22 protein-coding genes are annotated in these 21,729 nt (G+C 73.0%); 12 read left to right on the top strand and 10 right to left on the bottom strand.

The window, feature by feature from the left end; all coding sequences use genetic code 11:
* Window positions 1–91: 91 nt before the first annotated feature.
* Complete coding sequence (locus ACWCQ1_RS01895; protein WP_358593710.1) at window positions 92–1,054, top strand: D-2-hydroxyacid dehydrogenase family protein; 963 nt, start codon at window positions 92–94, stop codon at window positions 1,052–1,054.
* A 142-nt stretch (window positions 1,055–1,196) separates the two neighbouring features.
* Entirely contained in the window at window positions 1,197–1,478 is a 282-nt protein-coding gene (locus tag ACWCQ1_RS01890; RefSeq protein ID WP_451025630.1) for a chaplin, read from the top strand.
* 63 nt (window positions 1,479–1,541) lie between these two features.
* Here the strand turns inward: ACWCQ1_RS01890 and ACWCQ1_RS01885 are convergent, their stop codons facing one another.
* The 8 genes from ACWCQ1_RS01885 to ACWCQ1_RS01850 all read right to left on the bottom strand — a co-directional run bounded on the left by ACWCQ1_RS01885 (window position 1,542) and on the right by ACWCQ1_RS01850 (window position 6,609).
* Window positions 1,542–2,408, bottom strand: a complete 867-nt coding sequence (locus ACWCQ1_RS01885; RefSeq protein ID WP_451025629.1) for a tyrosinase family protein — start codon at window positions 2,406–2,408, stop codon at window positions 1,542–1,544.
* On the bottom strand, window positions 2,392–2,892 hold the full coding sequence (locus tag ACWCQ1_RS01880; RefSeq protein WP_358593713.1) for a tyrosinase cofactor: 501 nt from the start codon (window positions 2,890–2,892) through the stop codon (window positions 2,392–2,394). The genes ACWCQ1_RS01885 and ACWCQ1_RS01880 overlap by 17 nt, the downstream gene beginning before the upstream one ends.
* A gap of 265 nt (window positions 2,893–3,157) precedes the next feature.
* Complete coding sequence (locus ACWCQ1_RS01875; RefSeq protein WP_451025628.1) at window positions 3,158–3,676, bottom strand: hypothetical protein; 519 nt, start codon at window positions 3,674–3,676, stop codon at window positions 3,158–3,160.
* 102 nt (window positions 3,677–3,778) lie between these two features.
* Complete coding sequence (locus ACWCQ1_RS01870; RefSeq protein ID WP_358593715.1) at window positions 3,779–4,381, bottom strand: vitamin K epoxide reductase family protein; 603 nt, start codon at window positions 4,379–4,381, stop codon at window positions 3,779–3,781.
* Window positions 4,382–4,386: 5 nt separating this feature from the next.
* The gene (locus tag ACWCQ1_RS01865; protein WP_133040897.1) at window positions 4,387–4,884 is read right to left on the bottom strand and encodes a DUF5949 family protein; all 498 of its coding nucleotides are present in this window, start codon (window positions 4,882–4,884) and stop codon (window positions 4,387–4,389) included.
* Window positions 4,885–5,054: 170 nt separating this feature from the next.
* Window positions 5,055–5,345, bottom strand: a complete 291-nt coding sequence (locus ACWCQ1_RS01860; protein ID WP_451025627.1) for a hypothetical protein — start codon at window positions 5,343–5,345, stop codon at window positions 5,055–5,057.
* 203 nt (window positions 5,346–5,548) lie between these two features.
* Window positions 5,549–6,193 carry a hypothetical protein gene (locus tag ACWCQ1_RS01855; RefSeq protein WP_133040895.1) on the bottom strand — a complete coding sequence of 215 codons (645 nt, stop codon included), beginning with the start codon at window positions 6,191–6,193 and terminating at the stop codon, window positions 5,549–5,551.
* 176 nt (window positions 6,194–6,369) lie between these two features.
* Window positions 6,370–6,609, bottom strand: coding sequence for a chaplin (locus tag ACWCQ1_RS01850; RefSeq protein WP_133040894.1), 240 nt, complete (start codon window positions 6,607–6,609; stop codon window positions 6,370–6,372).
* Window positions 6,610–6,947: 338 nt separating this feature from the next.
* Between ACWCQ1_RS01850 and ACWCQ1_RS01845 the strand changes: the two genes are divergently transcribed.
* The 8 genes from ACWCQ1_RS01845 to ACWCQ1_RS01810 are packed head-to-tail and all read left to right on the top strand — an operon-like array spanning window position 6,948 to window position 16,618.
* Window positions 6,948–8,372 (top strand): glycosyltransferase, encoded by a 1,425-nt coding sequence (locus ACWCQ1_RS01845; protein WP_451025626.1) that lies wholly within the window; start codon window positions 6,948–6,950, stop codon window positions 8,370–8,372.
* Window positions 8,369–9,796: an exopolysaccharide biosynthesis polyprenyl glycosylphosphotransferase gene (locus ACWCQ1_RS01840; RefSeq protein ID WP_451025625.1), complete on the top strand. Its 1,428-nt coding sequence runs from the start codon at window positions 8,369–8,371 to the stop codon at window positions 9,794–9,796. Before ACWCQ1_RS01845 ends, ACWCQ1_RS01840 begins: the two co-directional genes overlap by 4 nt.
* A gap of 9 nt (window positions 9,797–9,805) precedes the next feature.
* The gene (locus ACWCQ1_RS01835) at window positions 9,806–11,170 is read left to right on the top strand and encodes an O-antigen ligase family protein (protein WP_451025624.1); all 1,365 of its coding nucleotides are present in this window, start codon (window positions 9,806–9,808) and stop codon (window positions 11,168–11,170) included.
* Entirely contained in the window at window positions 11,167–12,987 is a 1,821-nt protein-coding gene (locus ACWCQ1_RS01830; RefSeq protein WP_358593721.1) for a murein biosynthesis integral membrane protein MurJ, read from the top strand. The genes ACWCQ1_RS01835 and ACWCQ1_RS01830 overlap by 4 nt, the downstream gene beginning before the upstream one ends.
* Window positions 12,977–13,732, top strand: coding sequence for a polysaccharide deacetylase family protein (locus ACWCQ1_RS01825; protein WP_133040889.1), 756 nt, complete (start codon window positions 12,977–12,979; stop codon window positions 13,730–13,732). Before ACWCQ1_RS01830 ends, ACWCQ1_RS01825 begins: the two co-directional genes overlap by 11 nt.
* On the top strand, window positions 13,729–14,880 hold the full coding sequence (locus ACWCQ1_RS01820; RefSeq protein ID WP_358593722.1) for a glycosyltransferase: 1,152 nt from the start codon (window positions 13,729–13,731) through the stop codon (window positions 14,878–14,880). The genes ACWCQ1_RS01825 and ACWCQ1_RS01820 overlap by 4 nt, the downstream gene beginning before the upstream one ends.
* Window positions 14,877–15,527 (top strand): lipopolysaccharide biosynthesis protein, encoded by a 651-nt coding sequence (locus tag ACWCQ1_RS01815; protein ID WP_451025623.1) that lies wholly within the window; start codon window positions 14,877–14,879, stop codon window positions 15,525–15,527. Before ACWCQ1_RS01820 ends, ACWCQ1_RS01815 begins: the two co-directional genes overlap by 4 nt.
* Window positions 15,524–16,618, top strand: a complete 1,095-nt coding sequence (locus tag ACWCQ1_RS01810) for a GNAT family N-acetyltransferase (protein WP_451025622.1) — start codon at window positions 15,524–15,526, stop codon at window positions 16,616–16,618. Before ACWCQ1_RS01815 ends, ACWCQ1_RS01810 begins: the two co-directional genes overlap by 4 nt.
* Before the next feature lie 19 nt (window positions 16,619–16,637).
* Here the strand turns inward: ACWCQ1_RS01810 and ACWCQ1_RS01805 are convergent, their stop codons facing one another.
* Complete coding sequence (locus ACWCQ1_RS01805) at window positions 16,638–17,942, bottom strand: glycoside hydrolase family 26 protein (protein ID WP_451025621.1); 1,305 nt, start codon at window positions 17,940–17,942, stop codon at window positions 16,638–16,640.
* A gap of 107 nt (window positions 17,943–18,049) precedes the next feature.
* Here ACWCQ1_RS01805 and ACWCQ1_RS01800 point away from each other — a divergent pair, with 107 nt between their 5' ends.
* The gene (locus ACWCQ1_RS01800; RefSeq protein ID WP_358593724.1) at window positions 18,050–19,363 is read left to right on the top strand and encodes a carboxylate--amine ligase; all 1,314 of its coding nucleotides are present in this window, start codon (window positions 18,050–18,052) and stop codon (window positions 19,361–19,363) included.
* On the top strand, window positions 19,363–20,640 hold the full coding sequence (locus ACWCQ1_RS01795; RefSeq protein WP_451025620.1) for an NAD(P)-binding domain-containing protein: 1,278 nt from the start codon (window positions 19,363–19,365) through the stop codon (window positions 20,638–20,640). The genes ACWCQ1_RS01800 and ACWCQ1_RS01795 overlap by 1 nt, the downstream gene beginning before the upstream one ends.
* Before the next feature lie 70 nt (window positions 20,641–20,710).
* On the opposite strand, the gene ACWCQ1_RS01790 is transcribed toward ACWCQ1_RS01795, so the two are convergent.
* Window positions 20,711–21,631, bottom strand: coding sequence for a chaplin (locus tag ACWCQ1_RS01790; RefSeq protein WP_358593726.1), 921 nt, complete (start codon window positions 21,629–21,631; stop codon window positions 20,711–20,713).
* Window positions 21,632–21,729 lie beyond the last annotated feature (98 nt).

Genomic DNA, 21,729 nt, shown 5'->3' with positions numbered 1-21,729 from the left:
GAGTGTAACGGTTCTCGGTTTGCGCAACCTTAAAACTGACCTGTACTCGACATACCGACCCGTACCCGGCATACCGACGAAAGGATTCCCCGTGCGCCTGCGCTGCGCCGTGCTCGACGACTTCCAGCAGGTGGCGACCGAGATCGCCGACTGGTCGTCCGTGGCCGACCGGGTGGAGACCGTCTCCTTCTCCGAGCACTTCGCCTCCGAGGACGAACTGGTGTCCGCGCTCGCCGAGTTCGACATCGTCGTCACCCTGCGCGAACGCGTTCCCTTCGCCGCCTCTCTGCTCACCCGTCTGCCGCGTTTGAAACTTCTCGTCGCCTCCGGCATGCGCAACAGCGTCATCGACTACGCCGCCGCCGAGGCGCGGGGCGTCACCGTGTGCGGTACGGCGAGCTCCTCGACCCCGCCCGTCGAACTGACCTGGGCCCTGCTGCTGGGCCTGGCCCGCGGGATCGTCGCGGAGAACAACGCCCTGCGCTCCGGCGGCCCCTGGCAGCAGACGGTCGGCGCCGACCTGCACGGCCGTCGGCTCGGCCTGCTGGGCCTCGGGAAGATCGGCGGCCGGGTCGCGCAGGTGGGTCTCGCCTTCGGGATGCGGGTCAGTGCCTGGAGCCAGAACCTCACCAAGGAGCACGCCGACGAGGTGGGCGTCGAACTAGCCCCGTCCAAGGAGGAATTGCTGGCCACCAGCGACTTCGTCTCCGTCCACCTGGCCCTGAGCGACCGCACCCGCGGACTGCTCGGCCCCGCCGAACTCGCCCTGCTGAAGCCCACCGCCTATCTGGTGAACACCTCCCGCGCCGCCATCGTCGACCAGGACGCCCTGCTGGCCGCCCTTCACGAGGGCCGTATCGCCGGCGCGGGCGTGGACGTGTTCGACGTCGAACCCCTGCCCACCGACCACCCCCTGCGCACCGCGCCCCGGCTGCTGGCCACGCCCCACCTCGGCTATGTGTCGCGGGCGAACTACGAGACGTACTACGGACAGGCCGTCGAGGACATCCGGGCCTTCCTGGACGGGGAGCCGGTGCGGCGGCTGGGTCGATGAGGGGGAGCGACGGCGTGCGAGCGTGTGTTCAAAAAGGGTGATGCACCGATGAACGCCGTGACTCCGCGCGAGGCTCGGCGTTGAAGGAGGAGTGCGACGGCGAGTGGTGTCGGCGCACTTGCCTATTCAGAAGGAGAACGTGATGTCTCGCATCGCGAAGGTGGCCGCCGTCGCGCTCGGCACCGGTGCCGTCGTCGTCAGCGGCGCCGGCCTGGCCATGGCCGACGCCGGTGCCCAGGGCGCGGCCGTGGGCTCGCCGGGCGTGCTGTCGGGCAACGTCGTCCAGGTGCCGATCCACATCCCCGTCAACGTGTGCGGGAACACCGTCAACGCGGCAGGCCTGCTGAGCCCGGCCTTCGGCAACAGCTGCGCCAACATCAGCGGCCACCACGACAAGAACGGCGGCTACGGGGACGACAACTGACGCACCCACGGGAAGAGCCCCGGCACCTTTGGCGCCGGGGCTCTTCCCGTTCTCCGGGGCCGATCAGACGTACCGGTAGATCCGGCTGACGTTCTCCATCTGGTCCGGCGTCACGTCCCAGGGCGGCATCTTCTCGTGCCGGGCGATGATCCGCCCGTACTGCTCGTCGCCCACGCCGGGCGGCTTGGCCGGCAGATAGCGGGCGCCCTTGTGCCGGGCCTGCCAGCGGGTCCACTGCAGATCGACGAAGGCGTGGTGGAGCCAGAACACCGGGTCGTTGACGGAGGCGCCGCCGAGCATCGCGCCGCCGACCCAGCGGTGCACCCGGTTGTGGTTGCGCCATGCGACCTTGCCCCGCCCGGTCCCCCACCCCTCCAGCTTGTTGCGGAAGCCCTTGGTGACGGTGGAGTCCCAGGGTGAGACGTCGTAAACCCGCTCGGTGAGCGCCGACTCCAGCTCGCTCCGCGTCGGCAGCGCGATCGGGTCACGGGCCCGCCCGAGGTCCCGGGTCAGGAACTTCCCGTTGGTGACGCCCTCCTTGATGGTCCAGTGGCCGGCCGCGTAGGCGAACGGCCCGGTCATCACCCGGTGGTCCAGGGAGCGCCCGTTCCCGCCGAGCAGGTCCGCGGTCCACGGCGCCGAGGCCGCGGTGCGGTCACGGGTCCAGTCCCAGTACGGCACGCTCACCGAGGAGTCGACCCTGCGCAGCGCCTTCTCCAGCTCCAGCAGGAAGCGGCGGTGCCAGGGCAGGAAGGAGGGCGTCATGTGCGCCGCACGCAGACCCTTCTCCCCGTCGGAGGCGTAGTACTCGATGTGCATCCGCACGAACTCGTCGTATTCTCCGCGTCGTTTGACCTCCAGCATCGCGTTCACGAACCGCCGCTTCTCAGCGCTCGTCAGCGTGCTGACGTTCTTACGCGTGTACGCCATCGTCTTCCCCCATGCGCAGATGTCCCCCCATGTCCGTCTGTTCGCCGCTCATCGATCCCAGCGCCATGTCCCGCAGATGCTCCCCGGGCCCCATCTCGTCGACGGCCGCGCGGGCGGCCGCCAGGGGGGTCGGGTACGAGCGGTAGTGGTCGACCATGCTCAGCCAGGTGCCGTCGGCCCGGCGCATCAGGTGCAGCGGGCGTCCGTCGACGGTGACATGCCAGTGCTCGCCGCCGGCGCCGTGCGCCGCCATCGCGGTGGCGCTGGTCTTGAAGCCCTGGATGCGCCGGCCGTGGTACGTCTCGTCGAAGGCATCCTCGCCGGGCCGGGACTCCACGCTTGCGGGCCGCGAGGCGGCGACGACGGGCGCGAGGGCGAGCGCCATCGCGGGCGCCAGCAGCCCCAGCAGCATCTCCCTCCGCGTCCCGGCTCTCGTCGGCTCCCCCTCCGCGCCCACCGCCGCCCCGTCTGCGCTCACAACCATGACTCGCTCCTCGTCCGATCCGGTTCGCTCGGTTCTCCGAAGCGCTAACCGACCGTCGCCCCGCACGGTCACCGTCGAGGGGCCAACAGATGGACACGGGGTGCGGGGGCCGACAGATCGAGACGGTGCGTGGAGGCCGACGGCTGGACACGGGTGCGGGGGCCGACGGACGGAGATGGGCCGCAGGGGCCGACGGACGCACACGGGAACGTGAGCGGGCCCTGAGCGGTCGCGGTGGTCCGGGCCCGGCGGGTACGCCGTTCGGCTACAGGCCGGGGCCGAGGTCCAGGTTCGCGCCGGGGACCGTCTGCAGGACCGGGGCCGGCATGCCCGCCTCGGGGAGCGTCAGGTCGGGCAGCCCGGCGTTCTGCGGGTTGGGCGGGGTCAGGGGGGCGTCCAGGTTCAGGCCCGGGGCGAGGGTGCGCAGGTCGGAGGCCGGGGTGGAGAGACCGACGTGGTCGAACTGGTCGCCCAGGACGTGCGGCAGGGGCGCGCGCAGGCCCGCGCCGGGCAGCCCACCGGTAACCGGCAGCTGCGGCAGGGCGTGCTCCGGGATGAGCCGGCCCTCGACGTACCGCGGCCCATCGGGCCGGCCCGCCGTCGGCAGGGGGATCTCGCCGCCGAGCTCTGGCAGTTCCATGCCCAGGGACTGCTCGGCGCCCTCCACCGGAACGGGGACGGGTACCGTGCCGATCGCGGCGGCGGGGGTCGCCGCGGCTGCGCCGACGGCGGCCGCGACACCGGTGAGGACGGCGGCGAGGGTTCCTCGGGTGGTGGACTTCATCTCGGATACGGTCCCTTTCGCGGTTCGGCGGGCTCTGCGTGCGTACCGAGTAACGAGGCTGCCTGCTCCTTCAGTTCACAATTCCCCCGGCCGCAGCAGTAGTCAGCTTGTCCAGAAGTCCCACCAGCGCGTCAGCACCAGCATGCCGATCACCCCGACGTGTGCCAGCGGGAGCACCCAGGTGAACTCACCGAGGAACGTCCTCGCCCAGCCGGGCGCGGGCAGGAAGCGGCGCAGGACGGCGTACGAGGTGACGTACCAGAACAGCAGGATCGTGGCGACCCAGGCCAGACAGCACCACAGGCACAGCGCGTCGATCCGGTACAGCGACTCGAACTGCAGCCAGGACACGAACCCCACGCCGAACAGGCATCCCGCGTCGAAGGTCAGCCAGTACCAGCGGGGAAGGACGGCGCCGGCCAGCAGGCTCATGCCGACGCAGACGACGATGCCGTAGGCGACCAGGCCGAGCATCGGATTGGGGAACCCGAAGACCGAGGCCTGGTCGCTCTTCATGACGCTGCCGCAGGACACCACGGGGTTCAGGCTGCAACCCGGCGTGAAGTGCGGGTTCTTGAGCAGCTTGAACTCGTCGAGGGTGATCACCCAGGAGGCCAGCAGTCCGGCCGCGCCCGTGATCACCAGCAGCAGGGCGAACCCGGGGCCCGTGCCCGCCTGCCGCGCCGCGTCCTGCTCCGCGGCCACCGGCGTCAGCCGCGCAGCCTGCGGGCCGGCAGGACGACGTGCGCCGCCGCGTTCAGGGTCTCCTCGGCGCCCGCGAAGGCGGCGAAGGCCTCAGGGTCGACGGGCTTGCCCGGCTCGGCCTCTGGCCAGGGGCGGGAGGTGAACACCAGGTAGGCGTAGCCCCGTTTGGCGACCGCGGCGAGCCACTCCGGCGGCGGGGCGCACTGGGCATTGGAGCCGGGCAGGGTGACGACGGCGTGGCCGCCCTCGACCAGCAGGCTCAGCGGCAGGCTGGGCCTGGCGGCGGCGTCGGTCAACTCGCCGCCGAGGGAGAGACCGACGCTTCCCAGCAGTTCGGCGACGGCGGCCGACGCGGCCTCGGGGCCGGCCGCCGCGTCGCCGAGGGGGTAGGCGAGCAGGTAGGGCATGTCGCCGTCGGGAGCCGCGCCGCTCCAGGCCATCACGACGAGGGTGCCCAGTTCGGCGGGGCCGAGGGGGCGGGTTGCGCTTGAGGTTGAGGTCATCGCGCGACCTTATCGACGGCCCGGAAGGCGGCCGGGCGGCTTCTCACCCGCCCGGGGGACGGTCCCCGCCCTCTCCACACGAACGAGGGACCCACCTCGAACAGCCTGCAGCTATACGTGACTTCGGTTCGAAGTGATTCAGTGCTGGAGTGACTCAGTGCTGGAGTGACTCAGTGCTGGAGCGGCAGGCCGCCGAGCAGTCCGCCTTTCTTGTTCAGCGCGCCCGTCGCTCCCTTCACGGTGCTCAGCAGGGAGTCCTTGTTCTCGGTGTCGAGCGCGTTCGACTGGTGCTTCAGCGGCATCACGTCGCGGGGCATGATGTGCCCGCTGGTGAGCGTGTTCACGGCGCCGTTGAGGCTGGTGGGCGTCACGTCCGAGGCGCTGTAGGCGAACGCGGGCGCGGCGGCGCCGGCGAGGGCAACGGTACCGGCAACGACGGCAGCGGCTTTCAGGGACTTCATCGGATTCCTTTCATCGGGCAACTCACGTCACCAGGGGATTTCTGACGCCGTGCCCAACGAACCACGCCCACGAGGGAAACCCCGTGCGCAGAAAACGTTTCTCATCCTCATATGAAAGGCCGCAGAAAAGCCGTCGAAAAGCCGCCCGGCCGCCCCTCGCTGCGGATCGGCCGGGCGGCCCCGTGAGTTCGGCTCTCGCCGGGTCACTCGACGGGCAGCGCCGGCGCCGCGGGAAGTGAGGGTGTCGACACCGGCAGGCCCGGAAGGTGGGCGGCGGGCAGGCTGCCGCCCAGCAGGGTCGCGGTGATGGTGCTGACCAGCCCGGTCACCACGCTCGTGACGGCCGGCACCACCTGGCCGACGTCCCCGGAGGTGACCGCCTGGAGCAGGGTGTCGATCGCCTTCTGCAACGCGGCCAGGGCGTCGCCGGTGAGGTCGGCGGCGGCCCGCGGCCTGGCGTCCCCGCTTTTCTTGGCGAGCATCGGCAGAGCGGGCGGCGCCTGGGTCGCGGGTGCCGTGGGGACAGCGGCGGAGACCTTGGCGACGGCGTCGGTGGCGGCCTTGCCGAGCGTGCCGGCGTCGGCGGCCGGGAGCCGGCCGTTGTCGGCCTTGAGGACGGCGTTCAGCAGGTCGGTGACCGGGGTGAGGACAGTGCCGAGGGAGCCCAGGCTCTTGACCGGGGCAAGGAGCGCGTCCGCGCCGGGGACAGGTGCGTGGGCCGCGGCCTGGACACGCCGCTCCCGGGCCGACGCTCCGTCGGCCGCCAGGGCGGCCGGTGCGGCGATACCGACGAGGAGGGCGGCGCAGAGTGCGGAGGACGCGATACGCCGTGCGGGCAGACCACGCATGGGTGTTCCTTTCGGCGGTGCAGGGGACCTGTTGGCCACCGTGGGACCGCCCATCGCGCCCCGCAACTGCACGGCCCCGTTCGGGGCAGCGCGAACCGGCCGCTCGCCCGCGGAGGAACCACGGGAGGGCGGCCGGCGAGGGAGTGCGCGCCTGAAGGCAGCGACGTCGAGGGACGTCAGTTGTTGACGCACACGTTGCCGAACACGGGGTTCAGCAGGCCGGTGGTGTCGGTGGAGTTGCCGCAGACGTTGACCGGGTTGTGGATCGGGATCTGGACAACGTTGCCCGACAGCACACCCGGCGAGTGGGCGGCGACGCCGTGTGCGTCGGAGTCGGCGGAGGCGAAACCGGCACCGCCGGCGACCGCCGCAGCGGCGGCGGTGGTAAGGACCAGGCCCTTCGCGATACGCGACATGGAGAGGTGCTCCTTGGGAGTTGACACAACTTCCGGGCGGATACCCGGCGCTGTGTCAACGCGTGACACGCGAGCGGGTTGTGCCGCCAAAGGGGTGATCCGGCGACAGGCCGCATTTTGCCAATCCAACACACTTGTCCGGTTTAAAACGATTTATGTGAGCTGTGGTTAGAGTTGCGCACCTCCTGACGCAGCCCTGCAGCCGGCCGATCGCACGCTTCTCGCTCCCCGAGGTTGTTCGATCTCGGCATCGCTCTGCGGCTCGGCGGTGACCAGCTGGCCTACCGGCTCGTTCCCCAGCGGGACGCCCGAGCGCCACGTGAGCGAGGAACCGCGCAATGCACCTGCCAGCACCCGACCCCCGGCCCCGGGTCCTGCACATCACCCAGCCGGTGGACGGCGGGGTCGCCCGTGTCGTGACGGACCTGACGCGAGCTCAGCTCGCGGCTGGTCTGCATGTCTCGGTCGCCTGCCCCGCGAGCCGCCTCGCCGACGAACTGAGGTCGCTCGGCGCCGACGTACACCCCTGGCGGGCGACCCGTTCGCCGGGCCCGACACTCGTTCGAGAGGTACGCCGACTGGTGCGGGTGCTCGCCGAGGCGCGGCCCGATCTGGTGCACGCGCACAGCGCGAAGGCGGGCCTGGCCGGGCGGCTCGCGGTGCGCGGGCGCGTCCCCACCGTGTTCCAGCCGCACGCCTGGTCGTTCGAGGCGGTCGACGGGGGCATGGCGGCGCTGGCGCTGCGCTGGGAGCGGTGGGGGGCGCGCTGGGCGTCCCGGGTGGTGTGTGTGAGCGAGGCGGAGCGCGCGACCGGCGCGCGCGCCGGCATCGCCGCCCATTGGGCCGTCGTGCCGAACGGCATCGACCCGGGGCGTTTCCATCCCGCGGCCGTCGACACCGTACGGGCCGCGCTGCTTCCGGACGTCGATCCGGCCGCCCCGCTGGTGGTGTGCGTGGGGCGGCTGTGCCGGCAGAAGGGGCAGGATGTCCTGCTCGACGCCTGGTACGCCGTGCAGGACCGGGTCCCCGAGGCCCGGCTGGTGCTGGTCGGGGACGGGCCGGACCATGACGAACTCCGCTCCCGCGCACCCGAGTCGGTGGTCTTCGCCGGGGCCGTGCCGGACGCCGCGCCCTGGTACCAGGCCGCCGACCTGGTCGTGCTGCCCTCGCGCTGGGAGGGCATGGCACTCGCCCCGCTGGAGGCGATGGCCTGCGGACGCCCGGTGGTCCTGACGGACGTGGACGGAGCCCGCGAAAGCCTGCCACCGGCCCTGCCGCCCGACTGCCGCCTCCTGAGGAACCCCGCGAACGGGGCTCCCGTCTCCACGCCCGGTCGCCCGTGTTCGCGAGCCGGCTGTCGCTGTCCGGCCACCGGGGTCGTATCGGGCGGCGCCGCCTCAGCACCCGGTCGCCCCGACCCAGCAGCGGACTCCCGCGGGCGACTCGCCCGTTCGGTGTCGGACCGCCTGCCCGGTACCCCCGACGCCCCCGTCGCCGGGTCGGACGACCCCGCGGCCGTCCCCACGCCCCGTTGCCTCGTCCCCCCGGGAGATCCGGGCGAACTCGCCGACGCCGTGTCCTCGTTGCTGCTCGATCCGTTGCTCCGGGAGTCGCTCGGGCATCTGGGGCGCCGACACGTCCTGTCCACGCACGACGTGCGGCACGCGGCCGAGGCGGTGGCGGGCGTGTACCGCGACCTGCTCGGCGACGTGTCCGCCGCTGCCGCCGTGCCCTCCGAGTACAGGGAGTCCATCCACTCGTGACCGCGGAAAGTACCGTCCCCTCGCCCGGCGGGCAGCCACGGGACATCGGGTTCTCGCCCGTCTCGGTCATGCCCGCGCGCACCGCCGCGGCCGGCTTCCGGTTCCCGGCCGGCCGCCCTCCGGCGCGCCCCGCCTCCCCGGTGCCGCTGCTCGCCGCCGACGTCACCGCCGCCGTCCTCGGCGCCGTGGCGTTCGCGGGTGTCGAGCAGGGCCCGCTGCTGCTGTCCCTCCTGGTCGCCGCGTCGGTGCTGCTGCGCCCGCAGCCCCCGCACCACGCCCCCGGCGTCCTCGACGAACTCCCCGTCGTCTGCGGCCGGATCGCCGTGACCTGGGCGGCGCTCGCGGCGCTCGTCGCGGCGTACGCCCCGGCGCACGCGCTGTCCGGCCGCACCCTGCTGCTGGGCTTCCTGCTCCAGTCGACGGCGGACTGCGCGGGCCGCGGCCTGGTGCACTGGCGCCGGCGGACCGCGCTGCTCAGCCGCCCCCGCACCGCCCTGGTCATCGGCCCGGCGGCGACCGCCCAGCGCGTCGCCGCCGCCGTCCTGCGGCACCCCCGCTGCGGGGTGCAGCCGGTCGGGATCGTGGCCGAGCGCCCCGAGGGCACCGACGGGCTGCCGGTGCTGACGACCGGTCAGGAGGTGCAACGGGCGCTCATCCAGAACGGCGTACGGGACGTGCTCGCCGTCCATCCCTCGGTACGGACCGAGCGGGGACCGCTGCTGCGGGCGCTCGCCGAGTCGGGGTGCACGGTGTGGGAGGTCGACGCGGACTCCCCGTCGTACGCGACCCGGGACCAGCTCGCCGGGTTCTCCTGCCGGCACCTGGACATGGGACACGGGCCGCGGCGCGGGAGCGTCGGCAAGCGACTGCTGGACGTACTGGTCTCCGGGACGCTGCTGCTGCTGGTCAGCCCGGTGCTGCTGGTGTGCGCGGTGGTGCTGCGGGTCAGCGACGGGCCGGGGGTGGTCTTCCGGCAGGAGCGCATCGGCAAGGACGGCCGCCCCTTCACGCTGCTGAAGTTCCGCACCCACCGTCCCGTCGACGAGCGCGAGTCGGCGACCCGCTGGAGCGTGGCCGACGAGGACCGCATGTCGTGGTTCTGCCGCTTCCTGCGCCGCACCTCGCTCGACGAGCTGCTCCAGCTGTGGAACGTCCTCTGGGGCGACATGAGCCTGGTCGGCCCGCGTCCCGAACGACCGTACTTCGTCGCCCAGTTCAGCCAGCACTACCCCGGTTACGCGGCCCGCCACCGGATGCGGACCGGGATCACCGGGCTCGCCCAGATCAACGGTCTGCGCGGCGACACCTCGATCGAGGACCGGGCGCGCTTCGACAACGCGTACATCGACAACTGGTCGCTGTGGCAGGACATCTGCATCCTGCTGCGCACCGCGGCCGCACTCGTCCGGCCGACGGGGAGCTGAGCGACGCCCATGAGCCATGCCCTGTCCCTGCCCCGCGTCCGCGAGTGGCCGCCGGTCCTTCCCGTGCTCGCCGTGCTCGTCCTGCTCGGTCTGCCGCTCGCGCCCACCGGGGAGAGCGGCGCGGGTCCCGCCGACGCGGTCTCCGCGCTCGTGGTGCTGTACTGCGCCATGCGTCTCGTACGCGACCGCCGGCGCCCCCTGTCCCGTACGGCCGCCGTGGTGCTGGGCCTTCCGGTGCTGGGGCTCGCGGTCGCCGCGACGGGGGCGTCCTCGCCGGGCGCCGGGATCACCGGTCTCGGCCGATACCTCCAGATCTTCGTCCTGGTGCCCGCCGCCGTGCTCCTGCTGATCCGCGGCCGTCGCGATTTCCGGCTGCTGGCCTGGTCGTTCGTGGGGCTGGCGGTGTGGCAGGGCGCGATCGGGGTCAACCAGTACGTCACCGGGACCGGCGCCTCGTACCAGGGCGAGGACGTCCGCGCGGTGGGCACCTTCGGGCCCACGGACGTGATGGGCATGGCGACGGTCGTGTCCTTCGGTCTGGTCTGCGCGCTGGGCCTTGCGCTGGGCCGGGCCTCCGTACGGCAGCGGACCGTCGCCGCGTGCTGCGCGCTCGCGCTGCTCCTCCCGCTCGCGCTGTCCTTCAGCCGCGGGGCGTGGATCGCGACGGCGGCCACCTGTGCGGTGCAGCTGGTGCTCGCGGGGGTGCGGCGGGCGCTGAAGGTGGCGGCCGTCGCGGTCGCCGCCGGGGTGGTCCTGGTCGGCGGCTTCGGGGTCGGGTCGGCGATGCTGCAGGAGCGGATCGACAGCATCACGCGGGTCACCGACGCACCCGACCAGTCCGTGACGGACCGGTACACGATGTGGGCCGCGGCCGTCGGCATGTGGCGCGAACAGCCGCTGACCGGCGTGGGGTTGAAGGGGTTCCCGGACCACCGGGACAGTCACGCCTCGCTGGCCCTGTCCTCGGGCAGCGACACGGAGGGCGCGGGCGCTGCGTACCTCAAGCAGCCGCTGCTGTCCCCGCACAACATGTACCTGCTGGTGCTGGCCGAGCAGGGCCTCGTCGGGACCCTCGCCCTGGTCGGCTGCTGGCTGGCCCTGCTGGTGTGCGGCCTGCGGGGGCTGTGGCGGGCGCGGGTGCCGGGCACGGGGCTGGACTGCGCCCTGATCGGCACGGGCCTGCTGGTCTGGCAGCTCATCGACTTCGCGTACGCCGACATCGGCGGCCCGTCGACGGTCCTGACGGCGGTGGTCTTCGGGGCGGTGGCCTGGTGGGCGCTGGTCGGGGCCGACGAGACCGGACCCAGCGCACGCCAGGCACCGCCGGCGATCGAACCGGCCCTCGGCGGCGCCGAGGAGGCCACGTCCCGATGACGGTGACACCCCCGGGCCCGCCCCGGATCACCCACGTCCCCGGCCCCGCGCCGCACCCCGGGACGCCGACGAACCCGGCGGGGGTGCCGGCGGTCCGCTCGTTCGGGGACGCATCGGACGTCCCGGCCGTGCCGACTCCGACGGACCCGTGGGGCGCGCAGGATCCGACGGAGGCATGGTCCTCGGGAAGCGCCCCGCACATCGTTCCCGCGGGCACGCGCACCACCGAACCCCCTCACGGCCCCGCCGCCGACGCATCCACTCCCTCCGGGCGGTTTCTCGCCAAGGCCGCTCTCGTCACCGCCGGGCTGTCCGTCGCCGGGGCGCTGCTCGGGCTGGTGCGGGATCAGGCGTTGGCCCGGTTGTTCGGGGCCGGGAGTGAGACGGACGCGTTCCTGGTGGCGTGGACCGTGCCGGAGTTCGCGGCGACCCTGCTGATCGAGGACGGGCTCGCGTTCGCGCTGATCCCGGCGTTCAGCGCGGCGCTGGCCCGGCGGGCGCAGGGCGTTCCCGGCGACCCCGTCCGCGCCCTGGTCGGCGCCACCCTGCCGCGCCTCACGCTGGGCTTCGTCGCCACGGCCGTCCTGCTCATCGTCCTCGCTCCGCACCTGGTCGAGGCCCTCGCTCCGGGCCTGCCCCACCCCGCCCTCGCCGTCGACTGCACCCGGCTGACCGCGACCTGCGTGCTCAGCTTCGGACTGGCCGGCTACTGCAGCGCGGCCCTGCGCGCCCACCGCCGCTTCCTCGCCCCCGCCGCGATCTACGTCGCCTACAACACCGGCATCATCACCGGGATGTTCGCCCTCGGCGGCCGGTGGGGCGTGCGGTCGGCGGCGGTAGGCGTCGCGGTGGGCGGATGCCTGATGGTCGCCGTACAACTGCCTTCCCTGTGGCGGCAGTTGCGCAGGCGCGCGGAGACGGTGGCCGCCTCCGCCCCCGACCAGGCGCGGCCCATGGAGTTCGCCCTCGTCGCCACCGTCCTGCTCTTCGCCCTGTGCCGGCAGTCGCAGGTGCTCATCGAGCGGTTCCTCGCCTCCCACCTCCCGGCCGGCGCCATCTCCCACCTGAACTACGCGCAGAAGGTCGCCCAGATGCCCATGGTGCTGTCGCTGATGCTGTGCACCGTCACCTTCCCGGTGGTGGCCCGCGCCCTGGCCGAGGGCGACACCGAACGGGCCCGCATCCGGGTGGAGCGGGACCTGGCGCTGGCCGCGTGCATCGTGCTCCTGGGCACGGCGGTCGTGATCGCCTGCGCCCCGCAGATCGTCGAACTCCTCTTCCAGCGCGGCGCGTTCACCCCGAAGGACTCGGCGGCGACGGCGGGCGTCATGCGGGTGTACGCCCTCGGGCTGCTCGGGCAGACCCTGGTCGGCGTCCTCGTCCGGTCCTACTTCTCCGCTGGCCGCCCCAGCTGGTACCCGGTCGGCGCGATGACCGCCGGCATCGTCGTGACGGCCTGGATCGGCGCCTTCACGGTGCTGCCCTGGGGCGTCGACGGCATCGCGACCGCCAACGCCGCCGGCATCACCGTCACCGCCGCCCTGCTGCTGGCCGGCATGGGCCGGGGCGGCATCCCGATCCGCACCCGCCGGGTGCTGGCGGAGCTGACCAAGCCGCTGCGCGCGGCAGTGGTGGCGACGGTGGCGGGCGCCTTCGTCGCGCACCACGTCGCCGCCCCCGTGCCCGCCCTCGCCGCCGGCTGCCTCACCGCCACCACGGTCTTCCTCCTGCTCGGCCTGGCTCTCGGCGCCCAGGGCCTCGACCCCGCGCTCCACTCCGTACGCACCGTCACACGAAGGCTCTCGCATGGCCGTTGACTCCCAAGACACCGGCAGACGACTCGCCCCGGGCCCGGTTCCGTGGGTGGCGATGTACCACTCGGTGGCCGCATGCCAGGACGACCCGTACCGCATCACGGTCACCCCCGAGCGGCTGGAGACCCAGCTGCGGTGGTTCGACCGGCGGGGCCTGAGGGCCGTCTCCGTGGCCGAGCTGCTCGCCGCGCGCGCCCGTGGCGAGGGCCGGGACCTGATCGCGCTGACCTTCGACGACGGGTACACGGACTTCATCGACAACGCCCTTCCCGTCATGGGCCGTTGGAACTGCGGCGCCACCCTCTTCGTCCTGCCGGGCCGGCTCGGCGGCAGCAACGACTGGGACCCCCGGGGCCCGCGCAAGGCGCTGCTCACCGCCGACGGCATCCGGCACGCGGCCGCCGAGGGCGTCGAGATCGGCTCGCACGGCCTCACCCACCTCGACCTGACGAAGGCGGACGACGAGACGCTGAGGGCCGAGGTCCTCGAAAGCCGGGCATTGCTGGAGGAGTTGACCGGCGGTCCGGTCGCCGGGTTCTGCTATCCGTACGGGACGATCGACCGGCGGGTCGTCGGTGCCGTCCGGGACGCCGGTTACGCGTACGCCTGTGCCATCGACCCCGGCCCGCTGACCGGCCCGCACGCCCTCCCGCGCGTCCATGTCGGGCAGAACGACCACGCCGTACGCCTCTTCCTCAAGCACCGGCTGCACCGGCTGCGCCGCCGTCCGGTCGGGGGGACGGGATGAGGGTGCTGCATGTGATCACGGGTCTCGGAGTGGGCGGCGCCGAGCAGCAACTGCGGCTGCTGGTACGGCATCTGCCCGTCGACTGCGATGTCGTCACACTCACCAACCCGGGTGCGGTGGCCGAGGGTCTGGCCGCCGACGGGGTGCGCGTCACCCATCTCGGCATGGCCGGCAACCGCGACCTGGCCGCGCTGCCCCGGCTGGTCCGGCTCATCCGCTCGGGCGGCTACGACCTCGTCCACACCCACCTCTACCGCGCCTGCGTCTACGGCCGGCTCGCCGCGCGTCTGGCCGGGGTCCGGGCGATCGTCGCCACCGAACACTCCCTGGGCGACTCGCAGATGGAGGGCCGGCGGCTGTCACGCGGGGTGCGGTCCCTGTATCTCGCCAGCGAGCGGCTGGGCCGTTCGACCGTCGCCGTCTCCCCCACGGTCGCCGAGCGCCTGCGCCGCTGGGGCGTCCCGGCCCCCCGGATCGAGGTCGTCCCGAACGGCGTCGACCTGCCCCGCTTCCGCTTCGACCCCGACCGGCGCCGCCGGACCCGCCGCCGCCTCGGCCTGCCCGAGGACGCGTACGTCGTCGGCGGCATCGGACGTCTGGCCCCCGGCAAACGCTTCGACGTCCTCGTCCATGCCCTCGCCCGACTCCCCCGTGACCACTGGCTGTTGCTGGTCGGCGGGGGCAGCGAGGAGAACGTGCTGCGTCGTACCGCGCAGGAGGCCGGTGTCGCCGACCGGGTCCTGTTCACCGGCGAACGCCCCTACGTGCCCGACGGCACCCCGGGCCCCGACCTGCCCTCGCTCGCCGCCGCGATGGACGTGCTCGCCTCGCCGTCGCCCGAGGAGGCCTTCGGCCTGGCGATCGTCGAGGCCCTGGCCTCCGGACTGCCGGTGCTGTACGCCTCCTGCCCGGCGATCGAGGACCTGCCCCCGCACCAGGCCGCCTCCGCGGGTCGAGTCCCCTGCGGCGTCGAGGAGTTCGCGGCCGCCGTCGCCGCGACCCGCGCGCGGGGCCCCGCTCCACGGACGGTCCCCGAGGCCGCCCGCCACTACTGCATCACCCGCAGCGCCGCCCGGCTCATGGGCGTGTACACGGCCGCGGTGTCCCCTTCGTCGTCCCCGTCACTCCAGGGAGTCCCCTCGTCATGACCGAAACCCTCACCGCCCACCGCCGCCCGGCCGTCGCCCGCTCCAGGACCCTGCCGCCCTGGACCCTGATCGCGGCCGGCGTCCTCGCCGGCGGCCTCCTCGGGGGCGGCTACGGCCTGGCGAAGCCGCCGACGTACACGGCCACCAGTTACGTCGTCGCCGTACCGACCTCGAAGTCCGACCCGGCGTCCGCGCTGGGCTTCGCGCAGGCCTACGGCCGGGTCGCCACCCAGCTCGCGGTGCTCGGGGACGCGCAGGTGTGGGCGGGCGTACCGGTGCGGACGCTGCAGTCCAGCGTGCAGGCGGCGACCTCGCCGGACGCGCCGATGGTCGCGATCACGGCCACCTCCTCCCGCCCCGACCTGGCCGCCGACATGGCCAACGCGGTCTCCCGCGCCCTGACCCAGCACTCCACGGACACCAGGAGCGAGACCAACGTCGAGCTCCAGCAGTTCGCCCGGGCCACCAAGCCGACCTCCCCTTCCTCCGCCTCCCCGGCCGTGACCGGCCTGGTCGGCGCGAGCGCGGGCGGGCTGCTCGGCGGTCTGGTGCTGCTGGTCCGGCCCCGCCGCAACGCCGACGGATCCGGGCATGCCCTCTCCGTGCCGTCCCCCGCCGTCGCCGCCGAAGCCCACGGCCAGCTGTGACGTACACGACCGAACTGATCACCGACGAGGCCGTCTTCGCCGGGCTCGGCCCGGACTGGGGGCGGCTGCACGGCCGGTGCGCCACCGCGACCCCGTTCCAGAGCCATGCCTGGCTGCACTCCTGGTGGCTGTCGTACGGCAGGCGCGGTCGTTTGCGCCTGCTGCTCGTGCGGGACGGCGATGAACTCGTCGCCGCCGCGCCCCTGATGCGGGTGCGCCGGCCCGTGCCCGCGCTGGTGCCGCTCGGCGGGGCCATCTCCGACTACGGCGACGTCCTGCTGGACGACCAGCGCGGCGAGGACGCCGTCGCCGCGCTCACCGAGGGCCTGTCCGTCTGCGCCCGCACCTCGCTGATCGACCTGCGCGAGGTACGGCCCGGCGGGGCGGCCGAGCGCGTGTACGACCGCTGGCAGGGCCCCCGGCGCCGGGTGGCCGACTCGCTGTGCCTGGAGCTGCCCGCCGTACCCATGGACGAGCTGGTGGCCCGGCTGCCGTCGTCGAAGGCCCAGCGCGTGCGCGCCAAGCTGCGCAAGCTGGACGCGCTCGGCGTCGAACGGCATGAGGTGGGGCCGGACGAGGTGGACAAGGCGCTGCGGCGGCTGCTGGAGCTGCACGAACTGCAGTGGCAGGGGCGGAAGGTGACGTCCGAGCATCTGCGGGAGCGGTTCCGTGAGCATCTGGTGCGGGCGGTCGGGCCGATGGTGCGCTCGGGGGACGCGGTCGTCACCGAGTTCCGGCTCGACGACGACGTGGTGGCCGTCGATCTGACCCTGCTGTCCCCGCTGCTGGCGGGCGGCTATCTGTACGGCGCCCATCCGTGTCTGCGGGAACGCAAGGCGGACGTGGCGGTGATGCTGCTCGACGCGTGCACCCGCCACGCCCGCGGCACGCTGAGCCTGCTGCGCGGAGATGAGCCGTACAAGCACCACTGGCGCCCCGAACCCGCGGTCAACCAGCGGCTGTTGCTGGCCCGGCGGCGCACCGCCCCGCTGCTGGCCGCGACCCTCTGCGACGTGGCCGCGCGGCAGCGGGGCAAGGAGGCCGTGCGGGCCGTGCGGAAGTGGAGGGAGCGCGGTGGCGGCGGGCCGTGAGACACCCGCCGCCTCCGGGTCACCGGCTGCGCGACCACCAGTCGAAGCGCAGGCACAGCTTCCCGCCGAGCCAGTACTCGACCCAGTCGCCGAGTTCGACGGGCGAGCAGTCGGCCGGGTGCGTCGGTGTCGGGACCGGCGTCGGCACCGGGGTCGGCTTGCTGGGCTGCGGGGTCGGGGTCGCCTCGTCGGTGCGGCCGAAGAGGACGGACCGGTAGACGGCGGACGACCGCGGGTTCTGCCCGCACTCGAAGACGCCGTGCGGGCAGTAGTCGGTGAGCGTGTTGTAGAGCGGCTTGTGCTCGTCCATCCAGGCGAGCATCCGCTTCATGTACTCCGCGTTGTCGCCGTTGCGGAAGAGTCCCCATTCCGGATAGGAAATGGGCTTTCCGTGGGATCTGGCGAAGTCCACGTGTGCCTGCAGACCGTAGGGCTCTTTCACCTGTTCGTCGAACGACAGTCCAGAAGGCTGGTCGTACGAGTCCATGCCGATGATGTCGACCGTGTCGTCCCCCGGATAGCACTGCGTCCAGGGAATGGCGTCCCGGCCGCGGGTCGGTGCGAAATCGAACCGGAATTTCTGGCCCGGCACCGAGCGCATGGTGGTGACGATCCTGTTCCAGTACGTCTTCCATGCCTCCGGGTCCGGCCCGCAGCGGGAGGTGTACGTGATGCCGTTCATCTCCCAGCCCAGCACGATCACCGTGTCGGGCACGTCCAGCTCCACCAGCCGCTCGGCCAGGGCCCTGAAGTGACGGTCGAACGTCCCGGCCGCGCCCAGCCGCAACAGCCGGCGCACCCGAGCGTCGGAGACGCCGTCCTCGTTGTGGTCGAGCATCGGCACGTTGAGGACGAGCATCCGGTCGTTCCGCTCGGTGCGCCAGTCCGCCCACACGTCCAGGAAACCGGGGGCGCCCTCGATGTCGCTCCAGTGGTTGCCGGGCAGATAGGTGTGGCCGACGCGCAGGTCGGCGCCGCCCAGCCAGGTGCTGAGCTCGGCCATACGGGCGATGCCACTGGCACCCGAGTCGAGGAAGGCGCCGAACGCGGGCGTCTCCGGGCGGGGTTGCACGTCCGGTGGGGTGACGAGGGCCGACGGGCCGGTGACGGCGGGCGGTGTGGTGACGACGGCCGGAGGCGTCGCCGTCGCCGTCGACAGCGGTGGCGGGGTCGCGGGGAGCGCCGGCGTGGGAGCGGGCGGGTCGCCGACCCGCACCACCCCCGCGGCGAATCCGGTGCCCGAGGCCAGCACGGCGGACGCGGCCACGGTCGCCGCTACGACGGCCAGCACCCGGGACCTGGGACGTCGCTTCTTTCGGTCCATGCCCGCTCCTTTCTGAAATCCGATTTCTGAAGTCCGGCTACTGACACTCAGTCATATGAACAGGATTTACGCCACCGCCGTTACGGCCGACGAGTGAGAAGACATTCATGACCGTGTCGCTGTTTGACATCCGCGTCCCCGCCGTTCTCCTGCGGATCGACCGGAATCCCTTTCATCACGGCACGCTCGGGGCCGTACGCTCGCTCGGCAGAGCGGGAGTCGAGGTGCATGTGGTCGCCGATTCGTCGGGAAGTCCCGTTTCCCGATCGCGTTTTGTACGGCAGTTGCATCCCCCGCCGCCGCCCGGTTCATCCCCGCGCGACATCGCCGCGTCGCTGGGCCGGGTGGCCGCCCGGGTCACCCGTCCGGCCGTGCTGATCCCGATGGACGACGCGAGCGCCGTCGCCGTGAACCGGATGCGCGACGACCTCACCCCCGCCTATCTGCTCCCGGCGATGCCGGACGCGCTGCCCGAACTCGTCGCCGACAAGGCCGAACTGGCCGATCTGTGCGCCGCCCTGCACGTCCCGCACCCCTCGACGCTGGTGCCCGACAGCCCCGCCCAGGCCGCCGGCGCCGCCTGGCGTCTGGGGCTGCCCGTGGTAGCGAAGTGGAGCCGCCCCTGGCTGGTGCCGACCGGAACCGGCCTGCGCAGCACGGTCCTGCTGCGCTCGGCGTCCCAGGCCCGTGAGCTGTACCTGCGTGCCGAGGAGGCGGGCAGCCGCCTGCTGTTGCAGGCCTTTCTGCCGCCGGGCCCCGAACGGGACTGGTTCTTCCACGGGTACGTCGACCGGACGGGCCGTTTCCGCGGTGGCGGGGCAGGCGTCAAGCTGCGGTCCTGGCCGCGTGACGCGGGCCTGACGGCGGTGGGCCGCTGGGCCCCCAACCCCACGGTGCGGGCGGTCGCCGAACGCCTCACCGCGGAGCTCGGCTACCGGGGCATCCTCGACCTCGACTTCCGCCGCTGCGGCAGCACGGGCCGCTACCACCTCCTGGACTTCAACCCCCGCCCGGGCGCCCAGTTCCGGCTCTTCGCCGACGCGGCCGGCCTGGACGTCGTACGCGCCCAGCACCTCGATCTGACCCACCGTCCGCTGCCGGACGCGGTGCCGCTGGCCGGACGGGAGTTCGTGGTGGAGCCCTACGCCCCGCTCGCCGCGCTGCGGCCCGCGTCCGCCGGCCGGGAACACGCCTGGCACGCCCCTGACGACCGCGGCCCCGGGCGTGCCCTGTGGCCCCTGTGGACCCGCCATGTCGCCCGCCGCCTCCGCGACCGCGTGAGCGGCCCCGTGCCGGCCGGACAGGCCGTACCGCCTCGCGCGCGCGTGGTGCACCAGGCGCCCTCCCCCTGTGACGTCCCCCCGACCGACCTGTCGGACGTGAGCGACCGGTCCGACGACGAGAAAGCGAGCAGTTGCTGATGTACGACCTGCTGGTGGTGGGCGCGGGCCCGTACGGCCTGTCCATCGCGTCCCACGCCGCGGCCGCCGGACTGAACCTGCGCGTCTTCGGCAGGCCGATGGCCTCCTGGCGCGACCACATGCCGCGCGGCATGTTCCTCAAGTCGGAGCCCTGGGCCTCCAACCTCTCGGATCCGCGCGGCCGTCGGCGCCTCGACGTCTACTGCGCCGCCCAGGGCGTCTCGGTCCGGCACGGGGAACCGGTCCCGGTGGAGATGTTCGCCGACTACGGCCTGTGGTTCGCCCGGCACGCGGTACCGGAGGTCGACGAGCGCACGGTGACCCGGTTGGCCCCCTGCCCCGGCGGTTTCGAGGCGGTCACGGACGACGGCCAGGTGCTGCACGCCCGCACGGTGGCGCTGGCGGTGGGCGTGATGCCGTTCGTGGAGATCCCGGCCGCCCTGCGGGGACTCGACGCGTCCCTGGTCTCGCACAGCAGCCACCACAGCGACCTGATCCGCTTCCACGGCAAGGACGTCACCGTGATCGGCGCCGGTCAGGCGGCCCTGGAGACGGCGGCACTGCTGGCCGAACAGGGCACCCGCGTACGGGTGTTGGCGCGCTCCGCGCGCTTGTGCTGGAACGACGTGCCGCCGCCGTGGGAGCGCCCCTGGTGGCAGTCGGCCCGCTCGCCGCACAGCGGCCTGGGTCCCGGCTGGCGCAACTGGTTCTACTCCGAACGCCCCGGCGTCTTCCGCCGTCTGCCGGAGCGGACGCGGACCCGGATCACGGCCTCGGTCCTGGGGCCGGCGGGCGCCTGGTGGCTACGGGACCGGGTCGAGCGGGCCGTCGAGGTCCTGCTCGCCCACGAGGTCACCTCGGCGCGGGCGGTGCCGGGCGGGGTGCGTCTGGAGGTCCTCAGCCGGGCGAACGGCTCGCATCCTCCGCTGCGTTCGGTCGAGACCGAGCACGTGATCGCCGCCACCGGGTTCACCGCCTCGCTCCACCGACTGACCCTGCTCTCCGTCGACCTGCGCGAAAGTCTGAGCACGATGATCGACGGCTCCCCGGAGGTCGGGCTGGACTTCGAGTCGTCGTACCCCGGCCTGTTCCTGGCGGGTCTGGTCACTGCCTCGGGGTTCGGGCCGGCGATGCGGTTCGTGCACGGGGCGACCTACACGGCCGGCGCGTTGGTGCGGGGGGTGCGGCGCCATCTGCGGGTCCGCCCGCTCAGCGGGGCGATCCCGGCGCCCGGACGGCCCTCCCCGAGCGAGACCCGGACGCGGGCGTACCGCTGATCGCCCTTCCACGCACGGGCGCGGGTGCCGGACGAGAACCCGTCCGGCACCCGGTGCGATCCCCTCGGCACTACCGCCGGGACGCGGCTCGGCCCCGTCGGTACAGCACGGCGCCGGCCACGATCATCGCGGCGCTCGCGCCGGAGGCGGCGAGCATGGCCTCGCTGTTGCTGCCGGTGTGGGGCAGCTGGGGCGGCGGGGTGTGATGGCCGCCGCCGTGCGGAGGCGGAGTGCTCTCATCGCCGCCGTAGGGGGGCGGCGTGTGGTCGCCACCGCCGTGGGTAGGCGGAGTGCTCTCATCGCCGCCGTAGGGAGGCGGGGTGTGGTGATCACCACCGTGCGGGGGCGGGGTGTGGTTCTCTCCGCCATGGTCGCAGGGCGGGGTGTGGTCCCCTCCACCATAGGGCGGGGGCGTGGTCTCGCCGTACGAAGGCGGCGTGTGGTCCCCTCCACCATAGGGCGGGGGCGTGGTCTCGCCGTACGAAGGCGGCGTGTGGTCTCCCCCGCCGTTGGGCGGCGGAGAGTGGTGCCCGCCATCGGGCGGTGGCGTGGGGTCGACGTGTGCGGGAGACGGCGTGTTGTCGACAGGCCCGGGCGGCTGGGTGTGGTCGTCGTGTCCGCCACCGTGGCCGCCGTAACCGGTCTCGCCGTACCCCGTGTCGCCGTAGCCGGAGTATTCGTCGCCGTACTCCGTGTCTTCGCCGTAGCCCTCGTGCGAACTCCGGTGTACGTGATGCTGGTGGGAACCCGAGTCGCTCGCACAGCGGTTGCCGAACGCCGGATCGAGTCCGGCGACCGCGTTGACGGAGTTACCGCAGGCGTTGACCGGCACCTCGACGGGGACCTCGACATTGTTGCCGGACAGAACGCCCGGCGAGCCCTTGGCGGCCCCACTCGCGTGCGAGTCGGCAAGGGCGGGACTGGCGTACAGGGACAGGATGCTCGTCGCGGCTGCGGCCGCGACCATTCCCTTGCTCAGGGTCTGTCGCACTCTCGTTGTCTTCCTGCTGGGAGAAGTGGGAAAAGCCGGCCCTGGCACGGAGAGAAGACGTCCAAGGCCAGCCACGACACAGCCGCAGTGGCTGGTGC

This window comes from Streptomyces sp. NPDC002144, from assembly GCF_053593695.1.
Note: the sequence above shows the minus strand (reverse complement) of the source record. Positions and strands in the feature narration are given on the sequence as shown.

What these genes read in the sequence shown, in the direction of transcription:
- ACWCQ1_RS01845 (WP_451025626.1), top strand. Translation starts at nt 6,948, where the DNA reads ATGCACCTGCCAGCACCCGACCCCCGGCCCCGGGTCCTGCACATCACC.
- ACWCQ1_RS01805 (WP_451025621.1), bottom strand. Translation starts at nt 17,942, where the DNA reads ATGGACCGAAAGAAGCGACGTCCCAGGTCCCGGGTGCTGGCCGTCGTA.
- ACWCQ1_RS01800 (WP_358593724.1), top strand. Translation starts at nt 18,050, where the DNA reads ATGACCGTGTCGCTGTTTGACATCCGCGTCCCCGCCGTTCTCCTGCGG.
- ACWCQ1_RS01795 (WP_451025620.1), top strand. Translation starts at nt 19,363, where the DNA reads ATGTACGACCTGCTGGTGGTGGGCGCGGGCCCGTACGGCCTGTCCATC.
- ACWCQ1_RS01835 (WP_451025624.1), top strand. Translation starts at nt 9,806, where the DNA reads ATGAGCCATGCCCTGTCCCTGCCCCGCGTCCGCGAGTGGCCGCCGGTC.
- ACWCQ1_RS01825 (WP_133040889.1), top strand. Translation starts at nt 12,977, where the DNA reads ATGGCCGTTGACTCCCAAGACACCGGCAGACGACTCGCCCCGGGCCCG.
- ACWCQ1_RS01860 (WP_451025627.1), bottom strand. Translation starts at nt 5,345, where the DNA reads ATGAAGTCCCTGAAAGCCGCTGCCGTCGTTGCCGGTACCGTTGCCCTC.
- ACWCQ1_RS01885 (WP_451025629.1), bottom strand. Translation starts at nt 2,408, where the DNA reads ATGGCGTACACGCGTAAGAACGTCAGCACGCTGACGAGCGCTGAGAAG.
- ACWCQ1_RS01875 (WP_451025628.1), bottom strand. Translation starts at nt 3,676, where the DNA reads ATGAAGTCCACCACCCGAGGAACCCTCGCCGCCGTCCTCACCGGTGTC.
- ACWCQ1_RS01820 (WP_358593722.1), top strand. Translation starts at nt 13,729, where the DNA reads ATGAGGGTGCTGCATGTGATCACGGGTCTCGGAGTGGGCGGCGCCGAG.
- ACWCQ1_RS01865 (WP_133040897.1), bottom strand. Translation starts at nt 4,884, where the DNA reads ATGACCTCAACCTCAAGCGCAACCCGCCCCCTCGGCCCCGCCGAACTG.
- ACWCQ1_RS01850 (WP_133040894.1), bottom strand. Translation starts at nt 6,609, where the DNA reads ATGTCGCGTATCGCGAAGGGCCTGGTCCTTACCACCGCCGCCGCTGCG.
- ACWCQ1_RS01880 (WP_358593713.1), bottom strand. Translation starts at nt 2,892, where the DNA reads ATGGTTGTGAGCGCAGACGGGGCGGCGGTGGGCGCGGAGGGGGAGCCG.
- ACWCQ1_RS01855 (WP_133040895.1), bottom strand. Translation starts at nt 6,193, where the DNA reads ATGCGTGGTCTGCCCGCACGGCGTATCGCGTCCTCCGCACTCTGCGCC.
- ACWCQ1_RS01890 (WP_451025630.1), top strand. Translation starts at nt 1,197, where the DNA reads ATGTCTCGCATCGCGAAGGTGGCCGCCGTCGCGCTCGGCACCGGTGCC.
- ACWCQ1_RS01830 (WP_358593721.1), top strand. Translation starts at nt 11,167, where the DNA reads ATGACGGTGACACCCCCGGGCCCGCCCCGGATCACCCACGTCCCCGGC.
- ACWCQ1_RS01815 (WP_451025623.1), top strand. Translation starts at nt 14,877, where the DNA reads ATGACCGAAACCCTCACCGCCCACCGCCGCCCGGCCGTCGCCCGCTCC.